The sequence below is a fragment of the Ollibium composti genome (assembly GCF_004801285.1).
Taxonomy (GTDB): domain Bacteria; phylum Pseudomonadota; class Alphaproteobacteria; order Rhizobiales; family Rhizobiaceae; genus Mesorhizobium; species Mesorhizobium composti.
In genome coordinates this window covers 346,043-365,238 of record NZ_SSNY01000003.1, presented here as the reverse complement: position 1 = coordinate 365,238, position 19,196 = coordinate 346,043, and the positions used below count along the sequence as shown (strand labels likewise).

The following is a 19,196-nucleotide window of genomic DNA, read 5'->3' as shown; positions in this document are numbered from 1 at the left end:
GCTGTTCTGATCTGGAGGCCTCATGGCGGGCGATGAACACTTAAAGACCCTTCCTCTCGAAGATGTGCACAAGGCCGCGGGCGCCAGGTTCGGCGGGTTCGCCGGCTGGTCAATGCCGCTCACCTATCCGGCCGGCGTCATGAAGGAGCACCAGCATTGCCGCGATCATGTCGGCCTGTTTGACATCTCGCACATGAAGCTGTTCCTGGTGACGGGACCGGGCGCGGCGGCACTCATCAACCGTGCCTGCCCGATCGATGCCGGCGCGCTCGAACAGTCGCAATCGAAGCTGACTTTCTTCCTCAACGACCAAGCGGGCATCCGCGACGACCTGATCGTCACGCGGCTGGGCGCCGAGCGCTTTATGGTCGTGGCCAATGCCGGCAACGCCGCCGCCGACGAAGCACACCTCAAGGGCTTCGCCAAGGATTTCGATGCCGAAGTGAAACCGCTCGACCGGGTTTTCCTGGCAGTACAGGGGCCTGAAGCGGCCGAGGTGCTGCGCGCCGCCGGCCTCGACGTCGATGCCCTGACTTTCATGCACGGCGTCGAGCCGCGCGCGAACTGGTTCATGAGCCGGTCGGGCTATACCGGCGAGGACGGTTTCGAGATCGGCCTGCCCGAGAACGACGCTCGCGATCTGCTGGCAAAACTCACCGGCGACGAGCGCGTCCAGTGGATCGGCCTTGCCGCGCGCGACAGCCTGCGGCTGGAAGCCGGCCTCTGCCTGCACGGGCAGGACCTTTCGCCCGAGACCGACCCGGCAAGTGCTGCGCTGATGTGGGCGATCCCGAAGGAGCTCCGCGCGTCCGGCACTTTCGTCGGCGCGGACGCGCTGCGCGCCATCCTCGAAAAAGGCCCGGCGACGAAGCGCGTCGGCCTCAAGCCGGAAGGCCGCCAGCCGGTGCGCGCCGGCACGAAGCTCACCGACGCCGACGGCAACCCCGCCGGCGAGGTGACTTCCGGCGGCTTCGGCCCCTCGGTCGGCCACCCGGTCGCCATGGGCTACGTATCTACCCCGCTGGCCAAGGCCGGCACCAAACTGTTCGCCGACGTGCGCGGGACGAAGGTTCCCGTCGACGTCGCCGCCCTGCCCTTTTCACCCCATCGCTACCACAAAGGATGATTCCGATGGCCAAGACCTATTTCACCACCGACCACGAATGGTTGAGCGTCGAGGGCGGCATCGCCACCGTCGGCATCACCGACTACGCGCAGGAGCAGCTCGGCGACCTCGTCTTCGTCGAATTGCCGGAAGTCGGCAAGACGCTCTCCAAGGGCGACACCGCAGTCGTCGTCGAGTCCGTCAAGGCGGCCTCGGACGTCTACGCGCCGGTCGACGGCGAGATCACCGCGGCCAACGAGGCGCTGTCGGCCGACCCGGCGCTGGTCAATTCCGCGCCAACCGGCGACGGCTGGCTGTGGAAGATGAAGCTGGCCGACGAAAGCCAGCTTGCCGGGCTTCTGGACGAGGCCGGCTATCAGGCCCATATCGGCTGACAGGTGGATGAGATGACCACGGCACCCTACGCTTTCTCGGATCGCCATATCGGCCCCGGCGACGACGACATCCGCGCCATGCTCGCCCGTATCGGCGTCCCTTCAGTGGAGACGCTGATCGATCAGGCGGTTCCGAAGTCGATCCGGCTCGACCGGCCGCTCGGCCTGCCGGCGCCCGCCAGCGAGGCCGAGGCCCTTGCCGAGCTTTCCGCCACCATGGCGAAGAACACGGTGATGAAGAGCTTCATCGGCGCCGGCTACCATGGCGTCGTGGTGCCTCCGGTCATCCTGCGCAACATGTTCGAGAACCCGGCCTGGTACACGGCCTACACGCCCTACCAGGCCGAGATCAGCCAGGGCCGGCTGGAGATGCTGTTCAACTTCCAGACGCTGGTGACCGAACTGACCGGCCTGCCGGTGGCGTCGGCCTCGCTGTTGGACGAGGCGACGGCCGCCGCCGAAGCGGTCGGCATCGCCGTGCGCCATCATCGCGACAAGCGCCACAAGATAGCACTTGCCGGCGCGCCGCTGCCGCAGACGCTCGACGTGCTCAACACGCGCGCCGAACCGCTCGGCATCGAGATCGACGGCGACACCATCGACGACAACACCGCCGCGCTGATCGTTTCGTGGCCGGACGCCAACGGCGTCTATGGCGACCACAAGGCGGCGATCGAGAAGGCGAAGGCAACCGGCGCCATCGTCGTTTTCATTTCCGACCCGCTTTCGTTGACCGTCACCGCGACACCCGCGAGCCTCGGCGCCGACATCGCGGTCGGCTCCATGCAGCGCTTCGGGGTGCCGATGGGCTTCGGCGGCCCGCACGCCGCCTATTGCGCCGTGTCGGACAAGCTGACCCGCCTGATGCCCGGCCGTCTCGTCGGCCAGTCGGTCGATACCAAGGGCCGGCCCGGTTTCCGGCTCGCGCTGCAGACACGTGAGCAGCATATCCGCCGCGACAAGGCGACCTCCAACATCTGCACCGCGCAGGCGCTGCTCGCCAATATGGCGACGGCCTATGCCATCTGGCACGGCCCTGCCGGCCTGCAAGGCATCGCCTCGCGCATCCACGCGCTGGCAGCCGGACTCGCCGAAGGCCTGACGGCAGCCGGCGTCAAGGTGCTCGGCACCAGTCGCTTCGATACCGTGACAGTCGAGGTGAAGGCTAAGGCACAAGCCATTGCCGCTGAAGCGGAAAAGGGCGGCCGGCTGTTGCGCGTCATCGATGCCAACCATGTCAGCGTCGCCTTCGACGAGACCTCGACCGCCGAAGACCTCGCGGCGATCGCTGCCCTGTTCGGCGCCAAGGCGAAGCCGGCGACGGCGACCAGCCTGCCGGGCAAACCGCGTGGCAAGGAATTCCTGACCCAGCCGGTGTTCCACGAGAACCGCTCGGAAACCGACATGATGCGCTTCTTGCGCCGGCTGGCCGACAAGGACCTGGCGCTCGACCGCGCCATGATCCCGCTCGGCTCCTGCACCATGAAGCTCAACGCCGCAGCTGAGATGATTCCGGTCTCCTGGCCGAGCGTCGCCAACCTGCATCCGTTTGCGCCCAAGGCGCATTCGGCCGGCTTCCGCGCCATGATCGATGAACTCGAAGGGTGGCTCGCCGAAATCACCGGCTTCGATGCGGTGACCTTGCAGCCGAACGCCGGCAGCCAGGGCGAATACGCGGGCCTGCTCGCCATACGCGGCTACCACAAGGCGCGCGGCGAAGGGCATCGCAATATCTGCCTCATCCCCTCCTCCGCGCACGGCACCAATCCGGCCAGTGCCGCGATGGCCGGCATGAGCGTGGTGGTGGTGCGCTGCACCGACGACGGCAACATCGACATCGACGACCTCAAGGCGAAGGCCGCTGAACACGGCGCCAACCTCGCCGCGCTGATGTTCACCTACCCGTCCACGCATGGCGTGTTCGAGGAAGGTGCGAAGGATATCTGCGCCATCGTGCATTCGCATGGCGGCCAGGTCTATTTCGACGGCGCCAACCTCAACGCGCTGGTCGGGCTCGCCCGGCCGGGCGATATCGGCGCCGACGTCTGCCACATGAACCTGCACAAGACCTTCTGCATCCCGCACGGCGGCGGTGGTCCAGGTGTCGGCCCGATCGGCGTCAAGGCGCATCTGGCGCCGCACCTGCCGGGTCACGTCGCGGAAGGGTCGGAGCACGCCGTGGCCGCAGCCCCCTTCGGCAGCGCTTCCATCCTGCCCATCACCTGGATGTACATCCGCATGATGGGGCCGGACGGGCTGAAGAAGGCGACCGAGATCGCCATCCTGTCGACCAATTATCTGGTGGCCAGGCTGGGCAACCACTATTCGGTGCTCTACCGCGGCCGCGGCGGGCGCGTGGCGCATGAATGCATCCTCGACACGCGCGTGCTCAAGGACCGCTCGGGCATCACGGTGGACGACATCGCCAAGCGGCTGATCGACTACGGTTTCCATGCGCCGACCATGTCGTTCCCGGTCGCCGGCACGCTGATGGTCGAGCCGACCGAATCCGAGCCAAAGGCCGAGGTGGATCGGCTGTGCGAAGCGCTGATCGCCATCGCCGACGAGGCAGCCAAGGTGGAAAAGGGCGAATGGCCGGCGGACGACAACCCACTGGTCAACGCCCCGCATACGGCCTCCGAAACGCTGGCTGGCGAATGGACTCACCCCTATTCGCGCATGGAAGCGGCCTACCCTGCCGGCAACGCCGACACGCTGGTCAAATACTGGCCGCCGGTGTCGCGCATCGACAACGTCGCCGGCGACCGCAACCTCGTCTGCTCCTGCCCGCCGCTGTCGGAATATTCCGACGCAGCGGAGTGATTTTCACATCAGGCCGGCGGCGACGCCGGCCTGATGCTTTTCCGGGATCGTTGCAACCGGTTCAGCCGACGAGGCGCCAGTTCTTGTATTCGATGCGGTTGCGGCCGTTGCGCTTGGCCGCATAGAGCGCGGCGTCGGCCTTGTGCAGCACTTCCTCAAGCCTCGCCCCTTCGGCATGGCCGAAGCCGATGCCGGCGCTGACCGTGCAGGACAGCGGTCCGAGATCGGTCGTCATCGCCGTGGCCGCGAAGTCCTCGGAGATGAGGCGCACCAGCGCCTGCGCCTGTTCTTCCGTGATGCGCGGCATGACCAGCGCGAATTCCTCGCCGCCGAGCCTGATCAGATCGTCGTTCGTCCTCGAATGGCGCCTCGCGACTTCCGCAAAGCTGAACAGCACACGGTCGCCCGTGGCATGGCCGTGGGTGTCGTTGATGCGCTTGAAGTGATCGAGGTCGAACATGGCGATCGCCATATAGGCGCCAAAGGACCGCTCGCCGTGGCGGGAGAAAAGCGCCCGGCGGTTCATCGCGCCCGTCAGCGGGTCGCGCAGCGACGCGGCGCGGTGGCGCGCGGCGTTGCGCGCCTGGTTGAGCGCCAGCGAGAGCGCGCCGATGCCGGTCATGCTGGCCACCGCCACCATGATGCTCAGGTCCTCGGCCCAGTTCTGCGGTGCGTGGCCGATGGTCCATCGACCATTCAGCACAAGCATCAGTCCGCACAATCCGAACGAAACGGCGCAGGCCATGTACATCGCCGCGAGCGCGACCATGGGGATCGGTGCATCAGACCGATGCCGGAAATAAACCCATGCGGTCAGACCCAGCACGGTAAGCGCGCCGAAATTCTCCACCATCATGGCCGCGCCGTCATAGCCGGCCAGCAGCAAGGGAACTTCAAGGGCGAAGACCGTGAGACCGGCTAGCAGCGACGAGCGCAACGGCGACTGCCCCGAACAGAATTGCCGGGCTGCTCCGTAAAGAAAAGCAAGGCCGGCGGCCAGGAAGGCCACGAAGCCCGCCAGCAGCGGAAGCGACGGGGCCTGCACGTAATTCCAGTAGACGAGCACATGGCCGACCAGAAGCAGGACGCCAAAGGCCCAGGTCAGCAGGAAGCTGTCCCGGCGGGTCGAGGTCCAGACTCCGAGCAGGGTCGCGCTCAGGCAAACGCCCGAGAAGCCGACAGCCAGCAGCATCGATGTGAAATCCGGCAGTTTCGACCTCCCCCGCGCTGATCAGCGTCAGCCCTACAGGAGAATGCTTTGCAGACGATTACCGCACTTCATTCAAATTTGCATTTTCCCGCAGGATATTGCAGTTCCATACCTGCGGCGAAGCATCGGCATTGCAGGATGGACCGCGCGAACGGAACGCGAACTTCCGTGCCTCCACGCTGAAAGCGTGGCAATATCATCTGTGATTCGCAACATCGGACCTCGCCTCCCGCATGGACGACATGAACGACCTCTTCGGCACTTCGGACAAACAGCCGCAAGCCGTACGCCCGCCTTCGCGCCCGGCCGATCCGCTGGTGCAGGCAGCTGCCGCGAAGAAGGCCGCGCCGCGCGACGGGTCGGAGGGCTACAGCGCGGCCGACATCGAGGTGCTGGAAGGACTGGAGCCGGTGCGCCGGCGGCCGGGCATGTATATCGGCGGCACCGACGACAAGGCGCTGCATCATCTGTTCGCCGAGGTCATCGACAATTCGATGGACGAGGCGGTGGCCGGCCACGCCACCTTCATCGAGGTCGAGCTTTCGGCCGACGGTTTCCTCACCGTCACCGACAACGGCCGCGGTATCCCGGTCGATCCGCACCCGAAATTCAAGGACAAGTCGGCGCTGGAAGTTATCATGACGACGCTGCACGCCGGCGGCAAATTCGATTCCAAGGTCTATGAGACGTCCGGCGGCCTGCACGGCGTCGGCGTGTCGGTGGTCAACGCGCTGTCCGATTCCTGTGAGGTCGAGGTCGCACGCGGACGGCAGCTCTACCGCCAGCGCTTTTCGCGCGGCATTCCGCAGGGGCCGCTGGAGAAGCTCGGCGAGGTGCACAATCGCCGCGGCACGCGCACCCGTTTCCATCCCGACCCCGAAATCTTCGGCAAGGGTGCGGCCTTCGAGCCGGCGCGCGTCTTCAGCATGGCCCGCTCGAAAGCCTATCTGTTCGGCGGCGTCAACATCCGCTGGTCGTGTGATCCGGCGCTGCTGAAGGAAAAGGACGACACGCCACCCAAGGCGGACTTCCATTTCCCCGGCGGCCTGAAAGACTATCTCGCCGCCTCCCTCAACGGTGACTTCCAGGTCACCCGCGAAGTCTTTGCAGGGAAAAGCGAAAAGCAGGGCGGCCACGGGTCGATCGAATGGGCCGTCACCTGGTATGGCGGCGACGGCTTCGTCCATTCCTACTGCAACACCATCCCGACCCATGAAGGCGGCACGCACGAGGCCGGCTTCCGCAACATCCTGACGCGCGGCCTCAAGGCCTATGCCGAACTGACCGGCAACAAGCGCGCCTCCATCGTCAATTCCGAAGACGTGATGATCTCGGCCGCCGGCATGCTTTCGGTGTTCATCCGCGAGCCGGAATTCGTCGGCCAGACCAAGGACCGGCTGGCCACCGTCGAGGCGATCCGCATCGTCGAGAACGCCATCCGCGATCCGTTCGACCACTGGCTGGCCGACAATCCGCAGGAAGCGACCAAGCTGCTTGACTGGGTTATCGCGCGCGCCGACGAGCGGGTGCGCCGCCGGCAAGAGAAAGAGATTTCGCGCAAGAGCGCGGTGCGCAAGCTGCGCCTGCCCGGCAAGCTCGCCGACTGCACGCAGAACGCAGCCGCCGGTGCCGAGCTTTTCATCGTCGAGGGCGACTCGGCCGGCGGCTCGGCCAAGCAGGCGCGCGACCGCGCCATGCAGGCGGTGCTGCCGCTGCGCGGCAAGATCCTCAACGTCGCCTCGGCCGGCAACGACAAGCTCGCCGCCAACCAGACGATTTCCGACCTGATCCAGGCGCTCGGCTGCGGCACGCGCTCGAAATACCGCGATTCCGACCTGCGCTACGACCGCGTCATCATCATGACCGACGCCGACGTCGACGGCGCCCACATCGCCTCACTGCTCATCACCTTCTTCTATCAGGAGATGCCGCAGCTCATCCTCGACGGCCATCTCTACATGGCGGTACCGCCGCTTTATTCGATCCGCCAGGGCGGCAAGGTCGCCTATGCGCGCGACGACGCGCACAAGGACGAGCTGCTGCGCACCGAATTCACCGGACGCGGCAAGATCGAGATCGGCCGCTTCAAGGGACTGGGCGAGATGATGGCGGGCCAGCTCAAGGAAACCACCATGGACCCGAAGAAGCGCACGTTGCTGAGGGTCGAGGTGTTGGACGAGGAAAGCGCCACCAAGGACGCCGTCGACGCGCTGATGGGCACCAAGCCGGAGGCGCGCTTCCGCTTCATCCAGGAGCGCGCCGAATTCGCCGAGGCCGAGGTTCTGGACATCTGAGCCGGGTGCGTCCAGCCTGCCTGCCGAACGCGGAGGTGGAGCGGTGAATGCGTGGCCGGCAGGCGTCATCGGCGATTGGCTCGGCCGCGTGCCGCGCCCCACCCGTTCGGACTGGATTTTCGCGCTGCGCACCGTCTCCGCCGGGCTGATCGCGCTTCTCATCGCCTACGCGCTGAACATCGGCGAACCGCAATGGGCGATGATGACGGTCTTCATCGTCGCCCAACCCGTCGCCGGCATGGTGCTGGCCAAGGGGTTCTACCGGCTGGCCGGAACACTCGCCGGCGCCACCGCCGCGATCGCGCTGACCTGGCTGTTCGGCGCCAACCCGTGGCTGTTCGTGGCGGTGCTGTCGCTCTGGATCGGCGTCTGCACCTTCGTCTCCTCGCTGCTGCGCAATCCGGAAGCCTATGGCGCGGCCCTTGCCGGCTACACCGCCACGATCATCGCCCTGCCGGCCTTCGGCGAAACGCATCTGCTGACCGAGCTCGCCACCGCCCGCTGCGCTGAAATCGTCATCGGCATCGTCTGCGCGGCGGTGACCAGCCGGCTGATCCTGCCCCAGCTTGCCGGCGACGCCATGGGCGCGCGGCTCAAGCGCTGCGTCAACGATCTCGCAACCTACGGCGCCAACGCCTTCGGCGCGGTCGATGATGCGAAGCTGGAAGCGCTTTACCGCAAGCTGGTCGCCGATGCCGGGGCTCTCGGCGAAATGCGCGCCTATGCGCGGCTGGAGGCGCCAAGCCAGGCGACGCGGGCTCATCCGGTCCGGCGCACCATCGGACACCTTCTGTCCGCCCTGTCGGCGGCGCGCATGCTGCGCGCCCATTCGGCGCCCGGAAACGTGGCGTTGATGCCGGTGCGCGAGCGCCTTCGGGCATTGCTGGTCGAACTGGCGGCCAGCCCGCTGGACGATACCCGCCCGTGGATCGAGCGGCTGACGGCGATCGCCGACGAGGCGCGTAAGGTGCCAGCGGCCGGCGGCGCGGAAGGCGCCGACCGCATCGGCACCGTCTCGCGGCTCACCATCGCCGGTGAATTCGCCGAAGCGCTGCGCGAGGTTCTGCTCGGGCTGGATGCGCTGCGTCGGCCGCCGTCGCGGCGCACGCGCGACCGCCGCCAGCCGGCACTGGTCATCCACCGCGACCATCACGGCGCCTGGCGCAACGCCGTGCGTGCCACCATCGCCACCATGCTGGTCGCAGCCTTCTGGATCGCGACGCGCTGGTCCGAACTGGAAGGCGTCGTCATCATCATCGCCGTGGTGTCCAGCCTGTTCGCGCCGCGCCCCGATCCGGTGCAGGTCGCCTGGGGCTTCTTCAAGGGTACGCTCTACGCCCTGCCCTTCGCCTTCGTCGTCGGCCAGCTCGTCCTGCCTGCCCTGCCTGGCTTCGGCTGGTTCATGGTCTTCGTCGTACCGATCCTCATTCCGGCGGCGCTGGCCATGGCCAATCCCCGCACCGTCGGCGTCGCCACCGCCTTCGCCATCAACTTCCTCGCCTTCCTCAGCCCGCACCAGACGATGGTCTACAACCCCACCGTCTTCGGCGCCGGCTCGCTGTCGATCCTCATCGGCGAACTGCTGGCCATCGGCGTCTATCTCGTCGTGCTGCCGGTGGACCCCGCCGCCGCCGTCGGCCGGATCGTTCAGGCGATGCGCGAGGATCTGGTGCGGCTGTGCCTGCACGAACGCGCGCCGCGCCGCTCGGCGTTCGAAAGCCTCGCCTACGACCGGATCAACCAGCTGCTGCCGCTGGCCGCCCGGGCCGGCCGGAAAGGCGAGGCGCTGTTCGGGGGCAGCATCGCGGCTGTCGCCGTCGGGCTGGAACTGCTCAGGCTGCGCGCCCTGCTGCCGGCCCATAGCCTGACGCGGGAAGCGGAGGGCGCAATCGGCGACTTCCTAAAACTCTTCGCGCGCGAATTGCTGGTGCGGCCCGGAGCCGGCAAGCCTTCGGTGACGGCGGACAATATGCGGGCAAGGGCCGACGCCATCGCGACCGATGGCCAGGCGACGTCGCTTCACGCGGGCGCCTCGCTACGTGTCATCGCGGCGGCCATAGAGGACCACCCGGCCTTCTTCCGGGCGAAATGAGGTGCTCAGGCGGCGGCAATCGCCAGTGCGTGGCCGCGGGCGTTCTGCCTCAATGCGTCTAGATGGATCGACTTGACCAGCATAGCGAGGTCGCCCTCGGCGGCCTGCCCGCCGAGTTCCTTCAGCATCAGCCAGCTGACTTCCTGCACGCCGGCGACGCGGCGGCCGTTGGCCACCTCGCGCCACACCTTCAGCGCACGCAAGATGATGGTATGCGTCGACCGGGCGAGCCCGGCGGCACCAAACAGCGCCAGCAGAGCCGTGTCGTGGCCGCCGGCCAGCAGCGAGCGCACCCGCTCGCCGGAATGGCCGGTCAGCGCCATCAGCGCAGAACCGAAGAAATCGATCTTGCCGTGCGCCACCGTGCGGATGAGGAAAGAGGCCGTGAGGTCGCCGCGCAGGCGAAGATGTTCGATGAGGGCCGGATGCTCGCCGGCGCGCGTGTTCTCGATCAGGGTGACGGATGCCTTCACGCAGGCGTCGCGCATGACCCGGTCGGCCCGCGCCCGACCCATCAGCGCCAGCACCAGCGGCGAGCCCGTCAGCGCTTCGCCGAGCTTGGTCAAAAGCATGTGGCGGCAATCGGCCGGCAGGCGCGGATCACCGATCAGGGCTTCGCGCAGCAGCGCCACATGACCGTGGCGCTCCGCCATGCGCCGGAAGCTCAGCGAGGCGATCTCGGCGCCGGAATTGGCAACCAGGATGACGCAGGCCTCCGGGCCGGCGATTTCGGCAAGCGCTGCGGAGACGGCCATGGACAGCATCGGCCGATCGGCGATCAGCCTGTGCGTCGCCGGCGCGCCGCCTGCCACGCGGTCGATGAGGTCGGAATCGGTCAGCAACGGCGAGCGTGCCAGAACCGGACCGGCCACTTCCGGCTGGTCGGCGGCAAGTGCCGCCACGATCTGCACCGGAGCGTGGTGGCTGGTCGACAGCACCTCGGCCAGCGCCTGCCGCACCTTGGAGGAGGCATCGTCCAGCAGCAGCGTCAGCGCCGCCTCGGCAGCGCAGCGATCCTCGAACGGCAGCTCGGCGTTGACATAGGCCCTGGCGAGCGCCGTGGCGGCAGCGGCGCGTTCGGCCACCCTTGCGGTGTCGATCCAATGAAGGAAATGCGAAACGACCATTCCTGCCGCCATGCCCCTGCCCGCCCGTTAACCCACGGCGACGTTAGACGGGAATTGGTTTACGAAGGGTTCACCATGTTCCTTAACCGGCTTGAAGGCCGCGACCGGGCGTCTTATCAACCGTCAACGGAGGACATCATGCCCGGACTTTATCTTGAGGAATTCACCATTGGCCAAGTCTTCAGGCACTCCCTGCGCAAGACCGTGACCGAAAGCGACAACGTGCTGTTTTCGGTGATGACGCTGAACCCGCAGCCGCTGCATATCGACTTCGACTTCGCCGCCAAGACCGAGTGGGGCAAGCCGCTGGTCAACTCGCTGTTCACGCTCGGCCTGATGATCGGCATCTCGGTCAACGACATCACGGTCGGCACCACCGTCGCCAACCTCGGCATGAAGGAGACGGTCTTCCCGAATCCAGTGTTCCACGGCGACACGATCCGCGTGGAGACGACCGTGGTCTCGGCGCGCGATTCGAAGTCGAAGCCGGATCGCGGCATCGTCGAATTCGAGCATCGCGCCTACAACCAGAATGACGTGCTGGTGGCCCGCTGCGTGCGTCAGGCGATGATGTGGAAAAAGCCTGCCTGATGCGCTCGCTGCTGTTCGTACCCGGCGATTCGGAGCGCAAGCTGGAAAAGGGTTTCGCTTCTGCAGCGGACGTGGTGATCGTCGATCTGGAAGACTCCGTGGCCCTCGCCAACAAGCAGGCGGCGCGTCGCATCGCGGCGGATTTCATCGCCGCGCACCGGGGGAATACGCAGGCAGCCGTCTATGTCCGCGTCAACGACCTTCAGAGCGGCCTGACCGACGAGGATCTCGCAGCACTCGTGCCGGTTCGGCTGGACGGCGTCATGCTGCCGAAGTCCGGCGGTGGGCAGGACGTGCAGCAGCTTTCGGCCAAACTCAGGGTGCATGAGGCCGAAGCCGGCCTGCCGGACGGTGGGATAAAGATCCTGCCGATTGTTACCGAGACCGCCGGCGCCGTCCTTGCCGCCGCGAGCTACGCCGGCGCAAGTGCCCGGCTCGCCGGCCTGACCTGGGGCGCGGAGGACCTTTCGGCGGCGATCGGTGCGCAGGCCGCCCGCGATGGCAGCGGACGCTACACCGATGTGTTCCGGCTGGCGCGGGCGCTCACCCTGCTCGCCGCGTCGTCGGCCGACGTCGCAGCCGTCGACACGGTCTATCCGGATTTCCGCGACGCCACCGGTTTCGCGGCCGAATGCGCCGAGGCCGAGCGAGACGGTTTCACCGCCAAGATGGCGATCCATCCCGACCAGGTTCCGGTCATCAACGCGGCCTTCACGCCGTCGCGCGAGGCGGTCGAGAGGTCAGCGGCCGTGGTGGCCGCCTTCGCGGCCGCCGGCGATCCGGGCGTCGTCTCGATCGACGGCAGGATGTTCGACCGCCCGCACCTCAGGCTGGCCGAACGGCTGCTGGCGCGGGCAAGAGCGGCCGGCGTCTATTCCCCCCAAGGGCCTGAATAGTCGGTAACGAGCGTCGCCGGATCGGGACGCGGCCGTTCCGGCGCGGCGCCGGAGAAGGTGCCGATGTGGACGAAGCCGACGACACGCTCATGCGGCGCGAGGCCGAGGATCGCCCTGCCCTCCGGCACGTCGGAATACCAGTTGGTGATCATGTTGGTGCGATAGCCGAGCGCGTTGGCCGCGAGCGCGAGGTTCATCGCCGCCATGCCGCCCGACAGGAACATCTCCCATTGCGGGATCTTCGGGCTTTCCTTCGGGCTGGAGACGACGCCGATGACCAGCGGCGCGCGCGAGAACCGCGCCAGTTCCTGGTTGCGGCGGTTTTCCGCCAGCGGCCCTTCACGGCTTTCGGCCAGTTCGGCCAGCTTCTCCCCGATCTCGACGCGGGCCTCGCCGCGATAGAGGATGAAGCGCCACGGCACCAGCCTGCCATGATCGGGTACCCGCGAGGCCGCGGCGATGATGGTGGCGATCTCGGCGTCGCTCGGCCCTGGTTCGAGCAACTCCGAGATGGGAGCCGAACTGCGGGTCAGCAGGAAATCGATGATAGGCGACGACATGGCGCGGTTCTCCTGAACGGGATTTGGCTGAAGCGCGCCCTTTGGGAAAGAATCGGCGGCTCGGGCGTGGCGCGAGAGCGCCGGCAGGCCTTGAAATTGCCACCGCATTGGGCTTCAACGCAAGGCATGATCTCGAGGGGTTTCCACCTTTTGTCGCTTGCCTGTGCGGTAGCGCTGCTGGCCGCCGTCAGCGGACCTGCAACGGCACAGGAAAAGGACGTCCTGAAGAACCTCAACCTTCCCGACATCTCCAGCTATGCGCCGCCCCATGGCGACAAGTCCCTCGCCTCAGGCACACATGGCGACGTGACACTGAGCGCCCAGCTCATGGACAGGGGCGCCGACATCACCCGCGGTATCGTCTGGCGCGTCTTCAAGCCGGAACCGGGCGCCGACGGCAAGCTGCCGATGGTGGCGTCGGCGCATGGCGGCACGGCCGCCTTCACGCTGGAGCCAGGCAGCTATCTGGTGCACGCCTCCTACGGGCGTGCCGGAGCCACCAAGCGAATCACCGTCGGCCGCGAGCCGAAGCGCGAAAGCCTGGTGCTCGACGCCGGCGGCCTCGAACTGGATGCCGTGCTTGCCGGCGGCCAGCGCATCCCGCCCGGCAAGCTGCGCTTCTCGATATACGAGGGCAAGGCCGAGGCCGGCGGCGAACGGGCGCTGATTGTCCCGAACGTCAAGCCCAACACGGTCATCCGGCTCAATGCGGGCACCTACCATGTCGTTTCGACCTATGGCGCCACCAACGCGGTGGTCCGCTCCGACATCCGCGTCGAGGCCGGCAAGCTGACCGAAGCGACGGTCGAGCACCATGCGGCCGAAGTCACCATGAAGCTGGTGCGCGAAGACGGCGGCGAGGCGATCGCCGACACCTCATGGTCGGTGCTCAACGGAGCCGGCGACCCGGTCAAGGAAGCCGTCGGCGCCTACGCCCCGATGGTTCTGGCCGAGGGCCAGTACACGGTCATCGCCAAGAACCGCGACCGCATCTATCAGAAAGATTTCGCCGTCGAGGCCGGTAAGAACACGGAAGTCGAGGTGATCGCCTCGGAAGCCTCGGCCATCGATCCGGAAGAAGGCGCGGACTGAGCGAAGGCACTCCGACGCCAGAGCGGCGGCGGGCCGAAACGCCTCCCCGGACGCTTCGGCTCCAGATCGAATACCGCGCGATGCAGCCTGCCCAACAGCGCCTTTCGGTCGCGCAGGCTTTCAAGCTCGTTCCACGGCAATACCGCACCGACCCGCATTTCGATCACGCTGCCGGACAGGCGCGCGAATTCGCGGATCAGCAGGGAAATGCGCAAGGTCAGCGACGCCCTGCCGATAAACCTGGCAAGGCGCCCTTGCCGCTCCGCCAGATTCATCGGTCCGCTGACGATATGGAACAACCGGCCGTTCTGGCCGGAGAAATGGACAGGGATCACGGACGCCTTTGCGTCCTGGACGAGGCGTGCCGGAAACATCTTCCACGGCAGGTCCCTTGCCCGCCCGAAGCCTTTCGGCGCGGTGGCGACCCCGCCGGCGGGGAAGACGACGATCGTTACGCCTTGCTTCAGGAGGCGCACCGCCTCATGGCGCACGGCCATGTTGTTCTTCAACGCTTCCTTGGTTTCCGAGAAATCGACCGGCAGCGCATACGGCTCCATTTCGCGCACCCGTAGCAGATCCTTGTGGATCATCACACGGAAAGGGCGGCCGAGCCGTTCGGCCAGGGACAGGATGGCAATGCCGTCGCCGATGCCGAAAGGATGGTTGGCGACGATGACGAGCGGCGTATCGGGCAGGACCTCCGGCGGCCAGCTGTCGGCATTGCGTATCGTGACGTCGATCAGTTCGAGCATGCGGCCGAAGATGAGATGGCCTGTGGGGGCGACGTCGCGGCGCCAGAAATCGTACAGGACAGCAAAGCGGTCGCGTCCGGACAGGCCTTCGATCGACCGGATGAACCATCGCGCAAGAGGGGGTTGCCCGTCATTGGCGTAGGAAAGCTCGGGAAACGGTCGCGGTCGCGTCTTCAGGGCTGGCATGAAGACCGGATAGCCGCCAGCGATGACAGGCACATGAAAATGGCGGTGGAATGCTCCACCGCCACCTTTTCAGGCCGTTCCCGTCAGGGGCGACCTCATCAGGCCAGGGCGCGCTTGCGGCGCAGGTCCGGCGGCACCGCCTCTTCGACCAGAGCGGAGACTGTCTCGTCCAGAGTCAGCGCCTGCTGGTCGCGTGAGCCGAGACGGCGCAGGTTGACGGTGCCTTCCTCCGCCTCGCGCCGGCCGCACACCAGGATGACCGGCACCTTGGCGAGGCTGTGCTCGCGCACCTTGTAGTTGATCTTCTCGTTGCGCAGGTCGGCCTCGGCGGTCAGGCCGGCGGCCTTCAGCCGCGCGACGACCTTGGCGGCGTAGTCGTCGGCATCGGACGTGATGGTCGCCACCACCACCTGCACCGGCGCGAACCAGAGCGGGAAATGACCGGAAAAGTTCTCGATCAGGATGCCGAGGAACCGTTCCAGCGAGCCGGCGATGGCACGATGCACCATGACGGGCTGCTTCTTTTCCGAATCCGAGCCGATGTAGAAGGCGCCGAATCGCTCCGGCAGGTTGAAGTCCACCTGCGTGGTGCCGCACTGCCATTCGCGGCCGATGGCGTCCTTCAGCGTGTATTCGAACTTCGGGCCGTAGAAGGTGCCCTCGCCTTCGTTGATGCCGGTCTTGATGCGGTTGTCGTCGCGCGCCATCTTCGCCAGCGCCCGCCGCAAAATATCCTCGGCATGGTCCCACATGGCGTCGGTGCCGACCCGTTTTTCCGGGCGCGTGGCGAGCTTGACCTCAACCTCGTCGAAGCCGAAATCCTCATAAACCGACATCATCAGGTCGTTGATCTTGAGGATTTCCGCCTCGAGCTGTTCTTCCGTGCAGAAGATGTGCGCGTCGTCCTGGGTGAAGCCGCGCACGCGCATCAGCCCGTGCAGGGCGCCGGATGCCTCGTAGCGATGGACGTTGCCGAATTCGGCAAGCCGAATCGGGAGATCTCGGTAAGACTTCAAGCCATGCTTGAAGATCTGCACATGGCCGGGGCAGTTCATCGGCTTCAGGGCGAAGACGCGCTGGTCGGCATCCGGATCGTCGGGATGGGTGAAGGCATGCGCGGACTTCACCGCGAACATGTTCTCCTGATACCAGCCCCAGTGACCGGACGTCTCCCACAGCGACTTGTCGAGCACCTGCGGCGCGTTGACTTCCTGATAGTCGTCGTCGATGCGGCGGCGCATGTAGGAAATCAGGTTCTGGAAGACCCGCCAGCCCTTGGCGTGCCAGAAGACGACGCCCGGCCCCTCCTCCTGGAAATGGAACAGGTCCATCTCGCGGCCGAGCTTGCGGTGGTCGCGCTTCTCGGCTTCCTCCAGCATCGTGAGATAGGCGTCGAGCTGCACCTGGTCGGCCCATGCGGTGCCATAGATGCGCGTCAGCATCGGGTTGTTGCTGTCGCCGCGCCAATAGGCGCCGGCCACCTTCATCAGCTTGAAGGCGGAGCCGATCTGCCCGGTCGAGGCCATGTGCGGGCCGCGGCAGAGGTCGAACCAGTCGCCCTGATGGTAGATCTTGACGTCCTGATCGGCGGGAATGGCGTCGATCAGCTCGACCTTGTAGGCCTCGCCCTTGTCGGCAAAAACCTTCTTGGCCTTGTCGCGCGCCCAGACTTCCTTGGTGAACGGCTTGTTGCGCGCGACGATCTCGCGCATCTTCTTCTCGATGACCGGAAAATCCTCCAGCGAGAACGGCTCGTTGCGGGCGAAGTCGTAATAGAAGCCGTTCTCGATCACCGGACCGATGGTCACCTGGGTTCCCGGCCACAGTTCCTGCACGGCCTCGGCCAGAACGTGCGCGGCGTCGTGGCGGATCAATTCCAGCGCGCGCGGGTCTTCGCGGGTGACGATCTCGACCGCGCCGGAAGCGCCCAGCGGATCGGCGAGATCGCGCAGTGTACCGTCGAACGTATAGGCGACAGCCTTCTTCGACAGCGATTTCGAGATGGATTCGGCCAGTTGCGCGCCGGTGGTCGCCGCGTCGTAGTCGCGAACGGAGCCATCGGGAAATGTGAGGGAAACCTGGGACATTCTTCACTCCTATCCAGTCCCGCAAACGAGCGCGGGTGGTTGATCGCCGGATAAGGTCCGGCAGCGCCGTGTCTTTTAGTCAGCGGATCGGAGGTCGTAAAGCGGCAGCCGCCGGTTTCTCAGGCCACCGCATCCATGTCTCTCAGGGTGCCTCGACGGTGATGCAGTCGAACTTGCGCTGCTTGAGCGCGGCGCATGCCTTTCCGGCAGCGGTGTGATCCTCGAAGCCATCGAAGCGGGCGCGGTAGAGTTTTTTGCCACCGGCGACGACCGGCTCGACGCTCGCCGTCAGCCCGTCCCGCGCGAAACCTGCCAGCGCAGAGACCTTGTCGAGCAACGCGCGGGCTGCCGCGGCGCTGGGAAGCGCTGCGATCTGGATCTTCCATGCGGAGATCGCCGGCACCACGCCGCCGTCACCCTGCTCGATGAGAGAATCGTCCATGGCGACGTCCTGCAAAGGCCGTGGCGTCGGCAACGGCACGCGCATGGCGATCTGCGGCTGGGCGGCGCTCTTGCTGCTGAACCGGCTCAGAAGCGCCGCCATCCGGTCGTCGCGCTTGCGCGCGGTCCTGCCGCCCAGCACCACGCCGATGAGATGGCGCCCGCCGCTGTTAAGCGAACTGACGATGTTGTAGCCGGCCAGATTGGTGAAGCCGGTCTTGATGCCGTCCACCCCGTCGTAGCGATACATCAGGTTGTTGTGGCCCCTCAGCCGCTTCCCGCGATAGACGAAGGAGGTTTGAGAAAACCGCTTGTATTCCCTGGGAAAATCACGCTGCAAGGCGCGGCCCAGCCGCGCCATGTCGCGCGCCGTCGTCGCTTGCCGGTGCCCGTCGGACAGGCCGGACGGATTGGTGAAGACCGTGTTCTTCAGGCCGAGTTGCCGGCCGCGCTTCGTCATCAGGCGGCCGAAGGCGGCTTCCGATCCCGCCAGATGCTCGCCGATGGCGGCAGCAGCATCGTTGGCGGAAATGACGATCATGCCGTCCACGGCCTCGCGCACGCTGATCGTATTGCCCGGCTTGATCCAGAGCTTCATCGGGATCTTGGCCGAGGCGTTGCGCGAAACGGTAATGCGGTCGTTCCAGTGCAGGCGGCCATCGTGCAAGGCTTCGAACGTCAGGTAGAGCGTCATCATCTTGGCCAAGGAAGCCGGGGGCTGGACGTGATTGCCGCCGTCCTCGCCCAGAAAGACGCCGCTGTCGGCATCGAGGACCACCCATGACGTGGCCATTGCGGCACCCGCGCTAATGCTCACGGCCGCGGCCGTAAACAGGATCGCAAAGACATGCCGGACACGCCGTTCGGTAAAGACCCGCATTGGTCCCCTCTCCCCAAAGCAACAACGGCCAGCGGGGCGCGCATCGTGATGCGGACCGGCGACCTTCCGCCGGACTGTGCTAAGGGCACGCTAACAAATCATGAAGCGAAGATTAACGATTGCGGCATATGGCGTGGCGAACACCGCTCATCCGACAGTCCCGCCGCGCTTTTTGCCCACCCGCCAGTAGCGCCAGGGCGCCCACCAGGCGAGATCGGCGGTCAGCCGCTCCGGCACATTGTCGATGCCGTGTGTGCCGCCCGGCCCGCAGCGCAGCACCCGGAAGAGGCCCAGCCAACCGCCTGCCCACAGGCCATGCCGGGCGATCGCCTCATAGGCATATTCCGAGCAGGTCGGCATGTGGCGGCAGGTGTTGCCGACGAAGCCGGACAGAGTGAGTTGATAGAGCCGCACCAGCCCGGTACCGGCAAGGCGCGCCGGTGTACGCGGCCACGGCCCGGCCCAGTTGCGGGAGCGGTTCGCGGCCGGCTTTGCGTGAGGATGGTCGTGCATGGGCTCAAGATAGGCGCTTCGCCCTCGTGGCGCGAGGCATGACCAGCCGTCAAGAGGCTATCGTCAAGCAGGAGTGAACAGTGAGTGCTGTCCGTTCAATTTGAATAACGCCGGAACGCCCCCTATCTTGCCCTGCAAACAACCTGGCGCAT

15 protein-coding genes are annotated in these 19,196 nt (G+C 66.2%); 8 read left to right on the top strand and 7 right to left on the bottom strand.

The genetic code is table 11. The features are described 5' to 3' along the window. Positions 1-22: 22 nt before the first annotated feature. From gcvT to gcvP, 3 genes are read left to right on the top strand one after another with little or no spacing between them, the layout of a single operon-like run. Positions 23-1,126, top strand: a complete 1,104-nt coding sequence (gcvT, locus tag E6C48_RS07450; protein ID WP_136355637.1) for a glycine cleavage system aminomethyltransferase GcvT — start codon at positions 23-25, stop codon at positions 1,124-1,126. 5 nt (positions 1,127-1,131) lie between these two features. Next, on the top strand, positions 1,132-1,500 hold the full coding sequence (gcvH, locus tag E6C48_RS07445; protein WP_136355635.1) for a glycine cleavage system protein GcvH: 369 nt from the start codon (positions 1,132-1,134) through the stop codon (positions 1,498-1,500). A gap of 12 nt (positions 1,501-1,512) precedes the next feature. Beyond that, positions 1,513-4,323 (top strand): aminomethyl-transferring glycine dehydrogenase, encoded by a 2,811-nt coding sequence (gene gcvP, locus E6C48_RS07440; RefSeq protein ID WP_136355633.1) that lies wholly within the window; start codon positions 1,513-1,515, stop codon positions 4,321-4,323. 61 nt (positions 4,324-4,384) lie between these two features. Here gcvP and E6C48_RS07435 read toward each other — a convergent pair whose 3' ends face one another. Next, entirely contained in the window at positions 4,385-5,515 is a 1,131-nt protein-coding gene (locus E6C48_RS07435) for a GGDEF domain-containing protein (protein WP_136355631.1), read from the bottom strand. Between the two features lie 251 nt (positions 5,516-5,766). Between E6C48_RS07435 and parE the strand changes: the two genes are divergently transcribed. Together parE and E6C48_RS07425 are read left to right on the top strand one after the other, a co-directional pair. Next, positions 5,767-7,827, top strand: a complete 2,061-nt coding sequence (parE, locus tag E6C48_RS07430) for a DNA topoisomerase IV subunit B (RefSeq protein WP_136355629.1) — start codon at positions 5,767-5,769, stop codon at positions 7,825-7,827. A 43-nt stretch (positions 7,828-7,870) separates the two neighbouring features. After that, the gene (locus E6C48_RS07425; RefSeq protein WP_136355626.1) at positions 7,871-9,919 is read left to right on the top strand and encodes an FUSC family protein; all 2,049 of its coding nucleotides are present in this window, start codon (positions 7,871-7,873) and stop codon (positions 9,917-9,919) included. Positions 9,920-9,924: 5 nt separating this feature from the next. Here the strand turns inward: E6C48_RS07425 and E6C48_RS07420 are convergent, their stop codons facing one another. Beyond that, complete coding sequence (locus tag E6C48_RS07420) at positions 9,925-11,046, bottom strand: DUF2336 domain-containing protein (RefSeq protein ID WP_136355942.1); 1,122 nt, start codon at positions 11,044-11,046, stop codon at positions 9,925-9,927. Positions 11,047-11,184: 138 nt separating this feature from the next. Between E6C48_RS07420 and E6C48_RS07415 the strand changes: the two genes are divergently transcribed. Both E6C48_RS07415 and E6C48_RS07410 read left to right on the top strand, forming a co-directional pair. Next, positions 11,185-11,637, top strand: coding sequence for a MaoC family dehydratase (locus E6C48_RS07415; RefSeq protein WP_136355624.1), 453 nt, complete (start codon positions 11,185-11,187; stop codon positions 11,635-11,637). After that, complete coding sequence (locus E6C48_RS07410) at positions 11,637-12,533, top strand: HpcH/HpaI aldolase/citrate lyase family protein (protein ID WP_136355940.1); 897 nt, start codon at positions 11,637-11,639, stop codon at positions 12,531-12,533. Before E6C48_RS07415 ends, E6C48_RS07410 begins: the two co-directional genes overlap by 1 nt. Here the strand turns inward: E6C48_RS07410 and E6C48_RS07405 are convergent. Further along, positions 12,509-13,093: a nitroreductase family protein gene (locus E6C48_RS07405; RefSeq protein WP_136355622.1), complete on the bottom strand. Its 585-nt coding sequence runs from the start codon at positions 13,091-13,093 to the stop codon at positions 12,509-12,511. The two genes, E6C48_RS07410 and E6C48_RS07405, sit on opposite strands and share 25 nt — an antisense overlap. Before the next feature lie 126 nt (positions 13,094-13,219). Here E6C48_RS07405 and E6C48_RS07400 point away from each other — a divergent pair, with 126 nt between their 5' ends. Further along, positions 13,220-14,185 (top strand): hypothetical protein, encoded by a 966-nt coding sequence (locus E6C48_RS07400; RefSeq protein WP_230978690.1) that lies wholly within the window; start codon positions 13,220-13,222, stop codon positions 14,183-14,185. Here E6C48_RS07400 and E6C48_RS07395 read toward each other — a convergent pair. The 4 genes from E6C48_RS07395 to yidD form a co-directional block, all read right to left on the bottom strand. Then, positions 14,089-15,123 carry a lysophospholipid acyltransferase family protein gene (locus tag E6C48_RS07395; protein WP_136355620.1) on the bottom strand — a complete coding sequence of 345 codons (1,035 nt, stop codon included), beginning with the start codon at positions 15,121-15,123 and terminating at the stop codon, positions 14,089-14,091. The genes E6C48_RS07400 and E6C48_RS07395 overlap by 97 nt on opposite strands. A 98-nt stretch (positions 15,124-15,221) precedes the next feature. Continuing rightward, a complete protein-coding gene (gene thrS / locus E6C48_RS07390) occupies positions 15,222-17,210 on the bottom strand; it encodes a threonine--tRNA ligase (RefSeq protein WP_136355617.1) in 1,989 nt (662 codons plus the stop codon). A gap of 142 nt (positions 17,211-17,352) precedes the next feature. Next, entirely contained in the window at positions 17,353-18,531 is a 1,179-nt protein-coding gene (locus tag E6C48_RS07385; protein WP_269142501.1) for a D-alanyl-D-alanine carboxypeptidase family protein, read from the bottom strand. A 147-nt stretch (positions 18,532-18,678) separates the two neighbouring features. Then, on the bottom strand, positions 18,679-19,044 hold the full coding sequence (yidD, locus tag E6C48_RS07380) for a membrane protein insertion efficiency factor YidD (protein WP_136355613.1): 366 nt from the start codon (positions 19,042-19,044) through the stop codon (positions 18,679-18,681). Positions 19,045-19,196: the final 152 nt, after the last annotated feature.